Genomic DNA, 15,929 nt, shown 5'->3' with positions numbered 1-15,929 from the left:
AGTGTGTTGACGTGGACGATTCCTGCGAAGGAATCCGGCTACTCCCCAAGGGGACGCGCAGCTTAGCACCGAGATTCGCGCATGGCGCATCTGCGGCGAAACGCGCAGGCAGGGCTGGTTTGTATAGCGATGGCTATATCAGCCCCGCACTGCGTGCCGGAGCCGAGCGTAGGCTCGGCTCTACAGTTGCCCGTCAGGCATCGTTGTTGCCGGCATCGCGCAGCGCGCCCAGGAAGGCGCGCAGCGAGGCCGGCTTGATCGGCTTGGTCAGCACGCGGTAGCCGCGTTCGCGCGCCATCCGCTTCAACTCGTCGCGACCATCGGCGGTCAGCAGCGCGCCGGGCAACGGGTAGCCCGCAGCCTCGCGAAGTGCCACCAGCGCATCCAGGCCATCCATGCGGTCGTGCAGGTGGTAGTCCACCAGCATCACCTGCGGGCGCTCGGCGATCTTCTCCAGCGCCTGGTCGACGGTGGCGGCAGTGATCACCTGCACCTGCCAACGGCCAAGCAATGCACGCATGCCGTCGAGGATCTCCTCATCGTTGTCCACGCACAGCACGCGCAGGCCGGCCAGCGAATCGCTGCGCACCGGTGCGGCCACCGCCTGTACCGGCGTGGCCAGCTCGGCGTAGCCCGGCAACGGCGCCACACGCGGCAGGATGATCGAGAACATCGAGCCGCTGCCGACGCGGCTGCGCGCATTGAGGCGATGGTCAAGCAGGCGCGAGATGCGCTGGCAGATCGACAGGCCCAGCCCCAGACCCTGCTCGCCCCAGTCGAACGGCTGCTGGTAACGGTGGAACTCATCGAAGATCTGCCGCATGTGGTGCTCGGGAATGCCGGGACCGGTATCCCATACCTGCAGCTCCACTTCGTCGCCACGATGGCGCACCGCCAGCACGATGCGCCCCTGGCGGGTGTAGCGCAACGCGTTGGCCAGGAAATTCTGCAGCACGCGGCGCAGCAGGCGGCGATCACTGCGTACCCACGCCGGGCGCGCGAACAGGTCCAGGCGCAGGCCACGACCGGCGGCGACTGGCGTGTACTGCGCCGCCAGTTCGCGCATCAACGCACTCACGTCGAACTCGCCGATCACCGGGTGCAGGCCACCGGCATCCAGCCGCGACACGTCCAGCAGGCCATCCAGCAGCTCTTCGGCCGCGCGCAGCGACGCATCCACGCGTTCGGCCAGGTGCTTCTGCTCATCGCTCACGTGGTCGCTGTCACGCAACGCCGAAGCGAACAGGCGCGCGGCGTTCAGTGGCTGCAGCACGTCATGGCTGATCGCTGCCAGGAAACGCGTCTTCGACTGCTGCGCGACCTCGGCCTCGTGCGAGCGCTCGGCCACGCGCTGTTCCAGCGTCTCGTTGGCTTCCAGCAGTGCTTTTTCCGCGTGCTTGTAGTCGGTGATGTCGTTGTAGCTGGTCACGTAGCCGCCGCCGGGCAGCGCCTGCCCACGCATCTCGATCACCTTGCCGTCGCTGCGGGTGCGCTCGAACACGTGCGGTGAACCGGCGCGCATGTAGCCGATGCGGCGGTTGATCTGCACTTCGATATCGCCCTCGCCCAGTTCGCCGCGCTCGGCGTTGTAACGGATCAGGTCGGCCACCGGGCGGCCCACGTAGAGCATCCCGTCGGGGTAGCCGAACATGTCCTGGTACCGGCGGTTCCATGCGGTCAGGCGCATGTCCGGATCGACCACGCTGACCCCGGCGCTGATGTTCTCCAGCGTGGTCGACAGGATCTCGCGGTTGAAGCGCAGCTCCTGCCCGGCTTCGTCCAGCACTGCCACCACTTCGCCCAGGTCCATGCCCGAGCCACGCAGCAGGCTGGTCAGCAGCAGGCGTGCGGATGCCGCGCCGATCGACGCGGCCAGCAGGCGTTCGGTGAACTGCACCCACGGCCGGTCTGCAGGCGCGGAGGATTGCAGTTCACGGCCCAGCGACTGCGCCTGCTCGAAGAACGAACGCCGCGCATGACGTTCGCCGACCACGCGCGAGGCCAGTGCCAGCAGATCGCCCACATGCACGTGGCCGGGCCAGCCACCGGCCACCGACGGGCGCTCGGCATAGGGGTCGAGGAACGGCGCGGCGCGCAGCCGCTCGTCCACACCGGGGCGCCAGCGCGCGGACACCAGCATCATCGTCGCCGCGTTGACCAGCAGCGACCAGAACGTGCCGTGGGTCAGCGGATCCCAGCCGGTCATGCCGAACAGCTGCTGCGGACGCAGCCACTCGATGCCGAACGGACCGTGCTGCACCCAGGCGGCATCAACCCAGCCGGCCATGGTCATCGCCGGCAGCAGCAGCGTGTACAGCCATGTCGCGAAGCCGAGCAGCATGCCCATCTCGACGCCACGCCGGCTGGCGCCACGCCAGTACAGGCCGCCGATCAGGCCCGGTGCGAACTGCGCCACTGCAGCGAACGCCATCAGGCCGTACGACGCCAGCGTGCTGTCGTTGCTGCTGGTGCGGTAGTAGCTGTAGGCCATCAGCGCCAGCAGCAGGATCGCCAGGCGGCGGATCCACAGCACGCGCGAGGCGACGTCGGCGGCTTCCTGATGGTCGCCACTGCGGCGCAGCAGCACCGGCATCACCAGGTCGTTGCTGACCATGGTGGCCAGCGCGATGGACGACACGATGACCATGCCGGTGGCCGCCGAGAAGCCGCCCACATAGGCGATCAGCGCCAGCGCATTGCGGCCTTCGGCCAGCGGCAGGGCCAGCACCATCGAATCGTCGGCGACGCTGCCGCCGGTGCCGAACAGGGTCACGCCGGCGGTGGCGATTGGCAGCACCATGCCCGAGATCAGCACAAGATAGCCACCGAACATCCAGCGCGCGCGGCGCACATCGCGCACGTCACCACATTCGACCACGGCCACGTGGAACTGGCGCGGCAGGCAGATGATGGCCAGGAAACTCAGCAGCGTCTGCGAGATGAATCCCACCGGCGGCAGGCCGGTGAACAGTGTATGCACCGACTCGACCACCGCGTCGGTGCGGTTGCTCAGCCACAGGTAGGCGAACACGCCCACCGCCACCATCGCCAGCAGCTTGATCACCGATTCGAAGGCGATCGCCAGCATCATGCCGTGGTGGTGCTCGGTGGCATCGACCTGGCGGGTGCCGAACAGGGTGGCGAACAACGCCATCAGCAGCGCCACGTACAGCGCCGGATCGGTGAAGAAGCCGGTCGGGCCGGTGTTGCCGGTCAGTACCTGCAGGCTCATCGCCACTGCTTTGTACTGCAGCGCCAGGTACGGAATGATGCCGATCAGCGCGATGATCGCCACCAACGCCGCCAGCCGCCGCGAACGGCCGAAGCGCGAGGAGATGAAATCGGCGATGGAAACCACGTTCTGGCTGCGCGCGATCAGCGCCAGGCGCTCGATGATGCGCCAGCCGAACAGCAGCAGCAGCAGCGGGCCGATGTAGATGGGCAGGTAGCCCACGCCGTTGCGCACGGCGGTGCCGACCGCGCCGTAGAAGGTCCACGACGAGCAGTACACGGCCAGCGCCAGGCTGTAGACCACCGGCCGCAGCCACGGCCGGTCGGGATACATCGGTCGACGGTCACCCCACCACGCCACGCCGAACAGCAGCGCAGCATAGGCAACCGAGACCAGCAGCAGGATCCAGCTGGAGACCACGCGTGCGTTTCCGTCGGAAGAACCCGCAGTGTAGGCCAGGCGTGGCCGGTGGTGCGGGCTCGTTGGGGCAACCACCCCCACCAGGGTGGGGGCCTACGCGGTGCGGGCCACGACCGTTGGTCGTGGCCGGCTTCTTACTGGGCCGGCACGCCCATTTCCTTCAGCAGCTCGGGCGCCGGGTAGACCTTGGCCAGCAGCCAGCGCAGGTAGCGCATGTCTACGTGCACGGCGCGCTTGTAGCGCGGATCGAACCACCAGCTGGCGCTGACCGACTCCCAGTTGCTGTCGAAATTCAGGCCGATCAGTTCGCCCTTGGCGTTGAGCACCGGCGAGCCGGAGTTGCCGCCGGTGGTATCCAGGTTGGTCAGGAAATTGACCGTCTGGGTCTTCAGCGCCGGGTCGGCGGTGCTGCCGAAGTCGCCCTTGGCGATCGCCGCCAGCAGCGGCTTGGGTGCGTCGAACGGATAGGCGTTGGTGTTCTTCTCGACAATGCCGGCCACGGTGGTCACCGGCGAATAGGTCACGCCATCACGCGGGTGCAGCGCCTCGACCTTGCCGTAGCTGATGCGCAGGGTGCGGTTGGCGTCCGGGTACACCGCACGGCCCTGCTTGGCACGCCAGGCGAACAGCGCCTGCATGTACGCCGGGCGCAGGCGCAGCTGCTCGCCTTCGCGGGTCTTGCTCTCGTTCTCGATGCGCAGCTGCGCGGCCACCAGCGGGCCGGCCACGGCGATCAGCGGATCGGCGGCAAGTGCCTTGCCCTCGCGTGCGGCAGTGAAGCGCGACAGGCGCTGCGCCTCGTCACCCAGCTGGGTGCCGGCATAGAGGGTGTCCAGCGCCTTGGCCAGCTGCTCCGGGGTACGGCCGAAGGCCGCGTCGAACTCGGCCACGCGCTGCGCGTCCGGCAGCTGCTGGTAGCGGGTCAGCAGGGTGGTCAGCAGGGCCTTCTCGACCTCCGGTGCGTAGCGGCGCTGGACCTGCTTGAGCACGCCTTCGATCATCGCCTGGTCGCGCTGCTGGTAACCGCTCTCGCGCTGCGCGTCCGGCTTGGCCGATTCGATGCGCAGGCGCTCCAGCAGCAGTGCCGAGCGCAGCAACTGGCTCTGCGCAGCCATCTGATCCAGCAGCAGGTCACGCTCGCCCACCGCCGCACCCTGCGACAGGTTGGCCAGCAGCGCCTTGATGTCGCCCTGGTACTTGCGGTCGGTGGCAGCCAGCATCGCCGTCTCGTCGGCGGCACGCTGGGCCTTGGCGTCGCTGCGCAGCAGGCCTTCCAACTCACCGGCGGCGCGCTTGCGGTTGTTCTTCAGCGACTGCAGCTGCGAGGCATAACGGGTACGCGCCTGCGCGTCCTTGGCGGTGGCGGCCTCGATGGTGTCGATCATCTGCTGGAACACCGACACGCGGCGCGGCAGCACGGTATCGATCTGGCCGGCGAATTCGGCGGCGGTGCGGTGGCGATAGGTAATGCCCGGGTAACCGGCCAGCATCGCGTAATCGCCTTCCTTCGGGCCTTCCACCGACATCTGCAGGTGTGCCGGTGCCTGGTAGGGCACGTTGTCCTTGCTGTAGGCGGCCGGCTTGCCGTCCTTGCCCACATAGGCGCGCAGCAGGGTGAAGTCGCCGGTGTGGCGCGGCCACATGAAGTTGTCGATCTCGTCGCCATAGTTGCCGATCGCGCGCGGCGGCGCGTAGACCAGGCGCACGTCGCTCAGTTCCAGCTGGGCGATGCGGTAGAAGTCGGTGCCGTAGTACATGTTGGCCACCGAGCAGCGCACGCTGCCGTCCTTCTCGCACTCGGCCACGATCTGCTTGCTGGCCGCATCGACGGCGTCGAAGTAGGCGCGACCGGTCTTGCCACGCGCCTGCGCCAGCACCTGGTCGGTCACCTTGTCGAAGCCGACGGTGACCAGCACGCGGAAGTCCGGGTTGGCCGGACGCTCGTCGGCACGGTCCTTGGCGATGAAGCCACCGTTGATCAGGTCGTGCTCGGGCGAGCTGTTGTACTGGATCACGCCCATCGCCACGTGGTGGTTGGTCAGCAGCAGGCCGTCGGCGGACACGAACGAACCGGTGCCGCCACCGGCACGCACCACCGCGCTCAGCGGCGGCGCAGTGACGTTGGCCAGGTCGGCCGGATTGCCCTTGAAACCGGCTGCCTGCAGCGGCTTGGCCAGTTCCGGCAGCTGGGTCGGCATCCACATGCCTTCGTCGGCGTGGGCACCTGCGGCGAGGGTCAGGCCCAGGGCCAGGGCGGTGGGAAGGGCTTTGCGTGGTGACATGAGGCAATCCGGTACGACAGAACAGCCCGGGACCATAGCCGCTGGGGCCGGATGGGGCAACGGCCGATGGTTGGGGGCACCGATGCTGGCTAGAATCAGGCACGGATACCAGGGAAGGACCGATGATCGCAGGAATCGATCTGGGCACCACGCATTCGACAGGGCGATCTGCCGCCGAGGCGCTTGCCGACCGCATCGTCCGCAACGGTCAGCAACGCGATCCGGCAGACTTCGCAGCCTGGCTGCAGCAGTCCCCGGAACTGCAGCCCCCTGCGGATGCTGGCGCGGTGAACCTGGCAACCTGGCAACGGCTGATGAAGGGCACTACGCCGTTCCCGCAAGCGAACTTCGAGCAGCTGGCCGACCGCTTCCAGTGGTATGACCGGGACAGTATCCGCGAGTGCTACGACATGGCCGCCCTCGGCCACAGCATGCACCTGTGCTGGTTGCTGGTGCCAGGCAACGAGACCGCGCTCGCCCGTTACATGCATCTCGAGAATGCGCCGGTTTCGGTGGTGCAGGCCCGCACCCGTGTCGCCCGGCTCAGTGGCCCCTGGCACCCACTGCGCGCACACATCCAGGCGCTGTCCGCGCGCACGCGGCACGAAATGCGTGAAACGCTGCATTACCTTGTCGGCGTGCCTGTGATGGCGCACGTGGCGCTCCCACCGCCATTGCAGCGCAGGCAGGTCATGTTCTGGGCGGCCGCATGCGAGGCCCTGCACCATTCCGTGCCGTCACGCAGACGCTTCACGCGGCGAACGGTCACTTTGGCACTGCTTCTGACGTGCGCCCTGCTGGCCACCATCGCAATCCTCCGCGGGGTATTTTCCAGCTCCCCCGGCAATGCAGACAGTGATCGTTCAAGCCTGCAGCCCCCACACGAGGCAAACCCATGAGCAACTGGATGGACCTGCTGGAGCGCGCCAAATCCACCGACCCGCAGCCTTTCGCGGTGTACCTGCAGGGCCTGCGCAGCCAGTGGTCCCTGGACGAGCGCGCTGAAGCCAGTGCCAGGGTGCTGCAGGCGCTGCGCGCGCGGCAGGCCCCCATGAACCTGTCCGAAGCCGCGGCGCTTTACCAGGCCTTCGGCTGGGACGACGCGGGCTGCGGCCTGGCACCAGGCGAACTGCGCGAGCTGGCCGAACACGCCTGGCAGGACTGGCTGCAACTGCCCGCGCAGACCGATCTGCTGGCCCAGCAGATGGGGCGCGTGGCGGGCGCTGGACCAGCCACGATGACGCTGCCAGCCGCCTTCAGCAGCTGCGCGAACCGCGTTCGCACCTGCGCAACCTGATGTCCGCGCTGCCGCTGCGCGTGCCGCGCCAGGCCGCAGCGTTGATGGACGTATTGGGCTGCCAGGAGGACCGTCCTCTGCCGCCCGGCATCGATGCGGGCCAAGCCCGTTTCTGGGCCGGCGCCAGCGATGTCACCCGCCTCACCGCGGCACAGTTGTCATTGCTGCGTGCACTGCTGGCAAGCGTGGCGCTGACGTTGATGGCCTTCATCGCGTTGGCCACCACCCAGATCGCCAGCACGCTGCTGCCCTACCAGTCGGAAGAGCAGCGCAGGGCGATCGTGCTGGGCACGGCAGCGCTGGCGCCACTGCTCGGCACGCTGCTGGCCATTGGCCTGCGTCATCTGTTCGTCTGGCAGAGCGCCCCTGAAGACCCGTCCGTGCCGCCTTCCCGGCTGCGTTGGCTGACCCTGCCGGTCGCCTGCGCAGCCATCGCAGCGGTCGGTGCCGCCGTCTACCTGTGGGTGCCCTCGCCTTCGCTGTGGTTGGCACCGCTGTGCTGGCTGCTGGCCTGGACCGTGCTGGCCACGGCATGGATCCGCTACCAGCTGCGCCGGGGCAAGCCCGCCCGCATGGAATTGCCAGTGTCATTCCTGGTGATGCTGTCCGTGCTCAGCGTGCTGCCGGCGCTGCTGGGTGCGCTGCTGCTGTGGAGCATGGACCTGTCCGGGCACCGCCAGCGGCTGCGCCGCAGCTGAAGAAGCCGGGGGTCGGACCCTCTCAACGAAAGGGCACCGCCCCCGACCCGGTCATTTCTCCCGCCGCCAGTTGATCGACCCACGGTTTTCCACCGTGCTCGATTCCACTTCCACGTCGAAGCCGCGACGCAGCAGGTACTTCAGCGTGATCACCGAACCGGCACCGACCAGCGACACGCCGTAGCCGACGTACAGCTTGGGCGAGATGTACTTGCCGACACCGATCACCGAGCCGCCCAGCGCGCGCGACTGGCTCACACCGGCGTCGTCCAGGCCCAGCTTGGCGCCCAGCTGCGAAGCCAGCAGGCCGCTGCCGGCCGAGAGCGCCGCGGAAGCCGCGTTGACCTGCTGGGTCTGGTCGCTGCTGGCACCAGTCAGGCTGCGGCCCAGCACCAGGTAGGCCAGTGCTTCGGACTGCGACATCGCCGGCTCGGACCACACGTCCGCACGCGGCTGCTGCGCACGCCCGGTCACGTCGATGCCGGCGGTGACATCACCGATCCGGCGCTCGGCACGGATGTTGATGCGCGGGTCGGACACCGCGTTGTAGTTCCAGGTGAGGTTGCCACGGGTGATGGTCAGGTCCTGACCGTACGCCTTGTAGCGGCCACTGACTTCCAGCCCGCCATTGGCGGTCATTTCGCGGCCAGGCTTGGCCCAGACCTGCATCTTGCCGGTCAGCGCACCCTTCAGGCCGAAGCCGGTCATCTTCACCTTGTCGCCAAGGCTGACGGTCAGGTCCATGTCCAGCGGCGAGGTGCGCGACTCCTCCGGATCGGCCGGGTCCAGCACCACCACGTCTTCGGACACCGAGGTGCCACGGTCCAGGCGTTCGAGATCGATGTCGGCCTCGGGCACGTGCACGGTGCCACGCAGCTCCATCGCCGCCTTGGCCAGGGTGAAGTCCAGGTTGGGATTGGCGACGATGCGCAGCTCGCTGGTGTTGGACAGCAGCACGTTTTCGCCGTGGATCTTCAGCTGCAGCGGCTGTGCATCGCCAAACCAGGACAGGCCACCATCCACGTACAGCGTGCCCTGACCAGAGTTGGCCTGCGCGGTGATCTTGGCCGAACCGTCGGGCTGCGCCACGAAGCTGCCCTTGCCCTGGTCGAAGGTCAGGCCCAGCGCGGGGAATTCACCCTTGAAGTTGCTCAGCTGCGCGTCGCCACCCAGCGACGGCTGGCCACGCGTACCACGCAGGCTGACGTGGCCCTCGATCAGGCCGGTCGGTCGCACGATGTCCGGCGAGAACAGCTCCAGCCAGTACAGCCGCGACATATTGAGGTAGAGCTCGCCGTTCAGCGGTGCACTGGCTTCCCAGCCGGTCTGCATCCTGGCATCGACGAAGCCGTTGCCCTGGAAGCCCATGCCCAGATAGCCCTTGATGCTGGCCGGAGTCATGTCGAGCTTGAGCGAGAACTGGTCATAGCGCACCAGCTCGCCGCGGGTGGTGTCCCCCACGGTGTTGCGGTTCTCACCCAGGCGCACGCCGCCTTCCTTCGAGCGCACTTCCACATGGCCTTCCCATGCATTGCCGCGCGGGCGGATCTGCGCGTCCAGGCTGACATCGCCACGCAGGTAGATGCGACGGCCGGACTGCGGTGGCAACCACGGCTGCACCAGCGCAAGCGGCAGTGCATCACTGCGCACCACCAGGCCCTCGCGCGGCCAGTTGGCCTGTGCGCACAGCGTGCCGCTGCTGGTCGCGGCCAGGCAGGCTTCGCCCAGGGTGTAGGTGCTGCCGTTGATCGCGAACGCCGCCGGTGCACGCAGCGACCAGGCATCGCCCTTCACCGGTGCGATGCGCAGCGCGGCCAGCTCGCCACGCCACTGCGCGCCCTGCTGGCGGACGCTGCCCTGCAGCTCGATCGCGCCCATCTCGTTGCGGGTCTGCGCGGCCAGGCGCAGGTTGGAGACACTGCCCTGCGCATCCACGTTCAAGCGTTCCAGCAGCATGCCGGCATTGACCTGCTGGCCCTGGATCGCCAGCGTGCCGCTGTCGCCGCGCCACGGCAGGTGGCCCTTGATGCTCACGCTCTCGGCGCCGTAGCCGTCCCAGTTGAGGTTGTTGCCGACCAGGTCGGCGGTGATGTCCGGCGCATCGCGCGGGCCCTTCACCTGTACCTGGCCACGCAGGCCGCCATCGGCGCCCGGCAGCAGATCGCTCAGCTGCAGTGGCTCAAAGCGTGCATCGATGTCGAGGCGATCACCGACCTTGCCCGACGCGGTCACCCGGCTGCTGCCCAGCGACAGCTTCAGGTCACCCTGGCCCTGCGCGCCCTGCAGCGCGAACTTGCCCTGCGCGTCGAGGTTGCGCTGGCGCAACACGCCCTTCAACGACGGCAGATCGACCGTGGCTTCCAGCGTGCCGGCGGTACCCGGCGGTGCGTTTGCCGGCGGCGGCAGCTGGCGGCCCTTGGAGGCCAGGTTGCCGGACAGGCGGCCATTCCAGCCCGGCACGAAATAGCCGGGGTCGAAATCCTTCAGCGTGGCCTTGGCATCCCAGTCCAGCTGCGGTGCCCACGCCACCTGGCCTTCCACCTGCAGCTGGCCACCCGGCGTCTGCGCCTGCAGCTGGTGGATCGACGCGGCCTGATCGTTGCCGCGCACGTCGAAGTGCAGCTGCGCCTTCTGCGCGTCGCGCTCGACCTCGGCGCGGCCGATCGCCGCCCAGGCCTTCAGGGTACCGGCCAGACCGAAGCGTGCTTCCTTCAGGGTGACCGGCACCGGTGCGCTGCCGGCGGTGTTCGGATCGGGCGCCGGTACGTAGGTCAGATCATGGGCGACCACCGAGAAGTTGAGCTTCTGCTGGTCTTCCTGGCTGAAATCGGCGGTGCCTTCCAGGCGCACCTCACCGCCAAGCCCCTTCACCAGCAGCGGTGAGACCTTCAGCACCTGGTCCTTCAGCGACACCACCGACGGTGCCAGTTCCAGTGCCTGATCGCCCTGCTTCACCTTGCCACGCAGGTTGGCGTTGCCGCCCTTGCCGGCAGCGGTGAAGTCCAGTGCCAGTGGTGCGATCGCCGAGCTGGCCAGTGCCGGCGACAGCAGCGCCAGATCCAGCTCGTCGCTGCGGATGCTGGCGCTCCAGCTCGGATCGGTGCGGCCATCGAACACCAGCATCGCGTGCAGCGGCTTCGGCGCGCGCCCAGCTACGGCCACCTCCATGTGCGACAGGTCGCCACGGGCGACCAGGCCGACGGTGGCGGCCGTGCGGCCACGCGGCGCCGGCAGCACGGCGGTGACGGTCACGTCGGTGTCGTAGTCCTTGGCCGGGATATAGCGGCCCTGGGCAGTGAAATTGCCCATGTCGCTGTCCACCACCAGTTTGTGCGCCTGGAACTCGCCGTTGGCGATCTCGATGCCACCACGCACGCGGCTGATGTCGATCACCGGCTCGTTGGCCTGGCTGATGCGGAAGCCATCGATGGCGATGGCATCGGCCTGGATCGCCAACGGCATCTCGATCTGCGGCAGCGAATCCGGCCACGACGGCAGCTTGAACGGCTCGTCACTCTTGGCCAGGTTCAGCGTCGCGTTGGTCAGCTCCAGCTTGTCCAGCAGCAGCTTGCGGCCCAGCAGCGGACGCAGGTCCGGCTCCAGGTGCGCGCGCTCGGCGTGGAAATGGATGTCGTCGTAGCGGAAGTCGACGTTGTACAGGGTCAGCGGGCCGGCCACCGGGCCGTCTACCTTGTCCCAGGTGAAGCTGGCGCCCACCGGCAGCCGCGCCACCACCTGTGCCAGCAGCACGTCACGGCCGGCTACGGTCTGCAGCAGCCAGTAGACCGCCAGCAGGGCCAGCAGTACCAGGCCCAGCACGCCCACACCCGACCAGGCCCAGAAGCGGCGGCGGCGGTAGAAGCGCACGCGCGGCGGCGTGGTCGGGTTCGGAGTGGGTGCGGGCGTACTCACAGGTCCGCTCCGATGTTGAGGTACAGCTGGAACTGCGAATCGGGGTTGTTCAAGCCATGCGCGATATCCACGCGCACCGGGCCCACCGGCGATTTCCAGCGCACGCCGAAGCCGACGCCGGTGTGCAGATCAATGGTGTTGTCGAAGGCGCTGCCGGTATCGACGAACACCGCCGCACCCCAGGGGCCACCATTGAAATAGTGCTCGTACTCGGCCGAGCCGATCACCAGGTTCTTGGCACCCAGCGCGTATTTGTCCGGTGCAGGGGTCCGCGGGCCCACCTCGCGGTAGGCATAGCCGCGGATGCTGCGGTCACCACCGGCGAAGTAGCGCAGGCTCGGCGGCATCGCCACCAGATCGCTGGTCCAGGTGGTGCCACCCTCGCCGCGCAGGATCAGGCGGTTGCTTTCGCCCACCGGGATGTACCAGCGCAGCACGGCGTTGGCCTGCACGAAGCTGGTGTCCGAGCCGGCACCTTCAACGCCGGCACGCATGGTCGCGGTACCGCTGATGCCCTTGCGCGGGAACAGTTCGTCATCGACGTTGACGTAGTCAGCGACCAGCTGCGGGTAGACCAGCGTCGAGGTGTTGTAGACCGCGTCGGTGAATTCGGTGCCGGAGGCATAGCGCCAGCGCTCGCGCAGCGCGTTGATCGAGGCGATCGCGGTCCAGTGTTCGTTGATCTCGCCGCTGCGGCTGGCGATCAGCTTGAAGTTGCGCAGGTCGATGTAGTCGGTCTGCTCGTCGTAGGCGCTGGCAGCGAAGGTGTACCAGCCATCAAGCCAGTTGAAGGCCGGAATGCGGTAGCTGGTGACCAGGCTCTTGCGCTTCTGCGCATAGTCCAGCTGCGTGTTCATCTTGTGGCCGCGGTTGTTCAGCCACCGCCGTTCGATGCCACCGCGCACACCCGGGCCACTCTCGCTGCCGTAGCTCAGACCCGCGGTGTAGATGGTGCGCTTGGCACGGGTCAGCTTCACATCCACTGGCACTTCGCCATTCGCATCGGCCTGGTCGGGCCGCGGCTGGATGTCGATCACGCTGAAATAGTCCAGCTTGGTCAGCGACTCGCGCAGCCGGTCCAGCTTGCCCTCATGGAAATAGCTGCCCTGGTCCCAGTACACCAGCGGGTCGAACAGCTTGTCGACGAAGTAATCCTGCTCGAAACGCACCGGCCCCATGTTGTAGCGGCGACCGCTGTCCCAGGTCAGGTCGATGTCGGCGGCGTTGTCGGCACGGGTGATCTGCACCTGGCGCTGGGTGTAGTCGGCATCGAAATAACCACGCTCCGCCAGGCGACGGGTGACGGTGATCTTGCTGGCTTCGTACTGCGTGTGCTCGAAACGCTGGCCCTTGCGCGGCTTGAACGCGGCCAGGTCGTCCTGCAGGTACTGGTCGTACATCGCCGGTCCGGTGATGTCGATGTGCTCGCGGCGGACGGTCACCGGGGTGCCCTTGTCGACATGGATCAGCACGCGCACGTGCTCGTCCTCGCGCGGCGCCTCGACCTTGATCACCGGGTTGTAGTACCCGAACGGTTCCAGTGCCTGGCGGGTCTGCCGCTCGGCCTGCGACAGCAGGTACTCCAGGCGCGATTCGCCCTGTTCCTTGCCGATCGTGTCGTACAGCGACAGCGATTCCTGGATGTTCTCGATGATTGCGGCGTCGTCGCCCTTGTCCAATCCCTTGATGTCCACCTTGTCGATGGTGCCGCGCGCGTGGACCACAGAGGTGGCGGCCAGCGACAGGACCATCAGCGGCAGGGCGTATTTCTTTGGCTGCATGCGGCACAGCATACCGACCGAAGGTGACGATGCGAAATGCATCACGTCATTGGGGATCGGTTGTTAAGTGGCGGTCAAAATACGCGCCTTTGTGGCGATCATCGTGATCGCAGGCGAGGATGCCGGCATCGTGCGCGATGCCGGCAATGACCCCGATGGACATCCACCGGCACTACCGGTGGGTGCCAAGCATGCTTGGCACTACATCTCAGCTCGACAGATGCTCGATTGCCGCGACCTTGCCCAGGCGCTCGCCCAGCATCGTCAGCAGCGCCAGGCGGTTGCCACGCAGCGCCGGATCTTCCGCGTTGACCATCACGCCATCGAAGAACGCGTCGACCTGCGGGCGCAGGCGCGCCAGGCGCGCCAGCACGGCCACGTAATCCTTCTGGTGGAGGCTGGCGCCGGTGTCGTCGATGGCGGCGGTGACCGCTTCGGCCAGCGCGCGCTCGGCGTCTTCCTGCAGCAGCGCCGGGTCGATCTGGCTGGGAATCTCGCCTTCGGCCTTGCGCAGGATGTTGCGGATGCGCTTGTTGGCCGCGGCCAGCGCTTCGGCTTCCGGCAGCGCGGCGAAGGTGCCGATCGCATCCAGGCGGCGGTCAAAGTCATACAGCGAGGCGGGCTTCAGCTCGGCCACGGCGTTGAAGTGCGTGGCCGGCACGCCCTTGTCAGCGTAGTAGCCCTTCAGGCGGTCAAGGATGAAGTCGTACAGTTCGCCGATGTCGGCCTGCACGTTGCGCGCGGCCAGGCCGGCGTTGGCACTGGCCAGCAGCGCGCGCAGGTCCAGCTCGAAGCCGCTTTCGATGATCGTGCGGGCCAGGCCCAGCGCGTTGCGGCGCAGGGCGAACGGGTCCTTGTTGCCGGTCGGCTTCAGGCCTGCGGCGAAACCACCGGCCAGGGTGTCCACGCGTTCAGCAATCGCCAGCACCTTGCCCAGCGGCGACAGCGCGATGTCGTCACCGCCGAAGCGCGGCTGGTAGGCCTCGTCGATGGCCAGCGCCACCTCGGCCGATTCACCGCCGGCCACGGCGTAGTGGCGGCCGGCGATGCCCTGCAGTTCCGGGAATTCGTTGACCATGCGCGACTGCAGGTCGTTCTTGGCCAGCTGCGCGGCGCGCCTGGCCTGCGCGGCGTCAGCACCGACCTGCGGCGCGATCACTTCGGCCAGGGCGGCCACGCGCGCCACCTTGTCGGCCACGCTGCCCAGCTTGGCCTGGTAGGTCACCGTCTTCAGGCCGTCGCCCATCGATACCAGGCCCTGCTTCAGGTCCTCGTCGAAGAAGAACTTGGCATCGGCGAAACGCGGACGGATCACGCGCTCGTAGCCCTTGGCCACTTCGGCCACGTCCCTCGATTCGATGTTGGCGATGCCGATGAACTTCTCGGTCAGCGTGCCGCTGTCATCCAGCACCGGGAAGAACTTCTGGTTGATCTCCATCGTCTCGATCAGCGCTTCCTGCGGCACCGCCAGGAACGCGCGCTCGAAGCTGCACAGCACCGCCGACGGCCACTCGACCAGGTTCACCACCTGCTCCAGGTTGTCGTCGGTGATGCGGGCGCTGCCACCGGCCTTGGCCGCAGCGGCCTCGACCTCGGCGACGATGCGCGCACGGCGCTCGCTCGGATCGACCAGCACGAACGCAGCGCGCAGGGCTTCAACGTAGTCCTGCGGCTGCGCCAGCGACACGGTCTGGTCGTGGTGGAAGCGGTGGCCACGGCTGACGCGGCCAGCCTGCAGGCCGAACAGTTCGGCCTCGACCACGTTGGCGCCGTGCAACAGCACCAGCCAGTGCGCCGGGCGCGCGAAGCCCCAGGCGTGGTCGCCCCAGCGCATCGGCTTGGGAATCGGCATTGCCGCGATTGCCTCGCGCAGGATCTCCGGCAGCAGGCTGGCAGTGCTCGCGCCCGGGGTCACCGCGCGGTGCACGAAGCGCTCACCCTTGTTGTCGGTGGTCTTTTCCAGCGCGGTCCAGTCGTTCCCGGCCTTGGCGGCGAAACCCTGCAGGGCCTTGGTCGGCTGGCCTTCGGCGTCCAGCGCGATGTTCAGGTACGGGCCCAGCACTTCGCTGTGCTGCTCAGGCTGTTCCAGGCCGACGCCCGGCAGCAGCACGGCCAGTCGGCGCGGGGTCGACAGCGGGCGCGCATCGCCCAGTTCCAGCGCGACGCCGCGCTTGCGCAGGCCTTCGACGACTCCGTCGAAGAACGCCTGGGCCAGGCCCGGAAGCGCCTTGACCGGCAACTCCTCGGTGCCCAGTTCGATCAGCAGGGGGGACAATTGGCTCATCGGTTCGATCCTGTGATGGGGGC

The 15,929-nt window shown here is 67.7% G+C and carries 8 protein-coding genes; 3 read left to right on the top strand and 5 right to left on the bottom strand.

Translation table 11 applies throughout. The annotated features are described in order from the left end of the window. Positions 1 to 193: 193 nt before the first annotated feature. A complete protein-coding gene (locus AC5P8D_RS10960) occupies positions 194 to 3,652 on the bottom strand; it encodes a hybrid sensor histidine kinase/response regulator (RefSeq protein WP_049454222.1) in 3,459 nt (1,152 codons plus the stop codon). Positions 3,653 to 3,786: 134 nt separating this feature from the next. Next, complete coding sequence (locus tag AC5P8D_RS10955; RefSeq protein WP_010482398.1) at positions 3,787 to 5,934, bottom strand: S46 family peptidase; 2,148 nt, start codon at positions 5,932 to 5,934, stop codon at positions 3,787 to 3,789. Positions 5,935 to 6,056: 122 nt separating this feature from the next. Between AC5P8D_RS10955 and AC5P8D_RS10950 the strand changes: the two genes are divergently transcribed. The 3 genes from AC5P8D_RS10950 to AC5P8D_RS10940 are packed head-to-tail and all read left to right on the top strand — an operon-like array spanning position 6,057 to position 7,929. After that, a complete protein-coding gene (locus AC5P8D_RS10950; protein WP_414614706.1) occupies positions 6,057 to 6,833 on the top strand; it encodes a hypothetical protein in 777 nt (258 codons plus the stop codon). Then, positions 6,830 to 7,231: a hypothetical protein gene (locus AC5P8D_RS10945; protein ID WP_414614705.1), complete on the top strand. Its 402-nt coding sequence runs from the start codon at positions 6,830 to 6,832 to the stop codon at positions 7,229 to 7,231. Before AC5P8D_RS10950 ends, AC5P8D_RS10945 begins: the two co-directional genes overlap by 4 nt. Continuing rightward, a complete protein-coding gene (locus AC5P8D_RS10940) occupies positions 7,231 to 7,929 on the top strand; it encodes a hypothetical protein (RefSeq protein WP_414614704.1) in 699 nt (232 codons plus the stop codon). Before AC5P8D_RS10945 ends, AC5P8D_RS10940 begins: the two co-directional genes overlap by 1 nt. A gap of 51 nt (positions 7,930 to 7,980) precedes the next feature. On the opposite strand, the gene AC5P8D_RS10935 is transcribed toward AC5P8D_RS10940, so the two are convergent. From AC5P8D_RS10935 to glyS, 3 genes are all read right to left on the bottom strand, one after another. Further along, the gene (locus tag AC5P8D_RS10935) at positions 7,981 to 11,841 is read right to left on the bottom strand and encodes a translocation/assembly module TamB domain-containing protein (protein WP_049454226.1); all 3,861 of its coding nucleotides are present in this window, start codon (positions 11,839 to 11,841) and stop codon (positions 7,981 to 7,983) included. Beyond that, complete coding sequence (locus AC5P8D_RS10930) at positions 11,838 to 13,634, bottom strand: autotransporter assembly complex protein TamA (RefSeq protein ID WP_082587830.1); 1,797 nt, start codon at positions 13,632 to 13,634, stop codon at positions 11,838 to 11,840. Before AC5P8D_RS10930 ends, AC5P8D_RS10935 begins: the two co-directional genes overlap by 4 nt. 196 nt (positions 13,635 to 13,830) lie before the next feature. After that, a complete protein-coding gene (gene glyS / locus AC5P8D_RS10925) occupies positions 13,831 to 15,906 on the bottom strand; it encodes a glycine--tRNA ligase subunit beta (RefSeq protein ID WP_428702312.1) in 2,076 nt (691 codons plus the stop codon). Positions 15,907 to 15,929 lie beyond the last annotated feature (23 nt).

Source organism: Stenotrophomonas sp. YJH_SMC_101-4 (assembly GCF_059370395.1).
The sequence above is the reverse complement of the archived record's forward strand: the minus strand, read 5'-3'. Positions and strand labels throughout refer to the sequence as shown.